Raw genomic sequence first — 291 nt, forward strand, 5'->3', positions numbered from 1 at the left:
CCCTTCTTGTACAAGACGAGCGGCAGCACCATTTAAACAAAAAACTCCGCTTCCTCTTTCACCAGGAATAATATATGTTTCAAGTCGAGCCCCGTTATTATTATTTACAATTTGAACTTTTTCATTAGCAACCATTCCGACTGCATCTAATATATCTTCATCAATCGTAATACTACCTACATAGTTTAAATTTGCTTCTGTTACATGTGCCCTGTGAATTTTTGCGTTCATCATTGTTCGGAACATGATGCTCCCCCTTGAATCAATCTAGAATATCAAATACGCCTCGGC

Annotated in this window: 1 protein-coding gene; it reads right to left on the reverse strand. The window is 38.1% G+C overall.

The window, feature by feature from the left end:
• Window positions 1-246, reverse strand: a 246-nt coding sequence (gene panD, locus V7147_RS23775) for an aspartate 1-decarboxylase (protein ID WP_335370270.1), incomplete at its 3' end; no start/stop codon positions are given.
• Between the last annotated feature and the right edge of the window lie 45 nt (window positions 247-291).

This window comes from Bacillus sp. JJ1521 (assembly GCF_036965165.1).
In the GTDB taxonomy this organism is placed as follows: domain Bacteria; phylum Bacillota; class Bacilli; order Bacillales; family Bacillaceae_L; genus Ferdinandcohnia.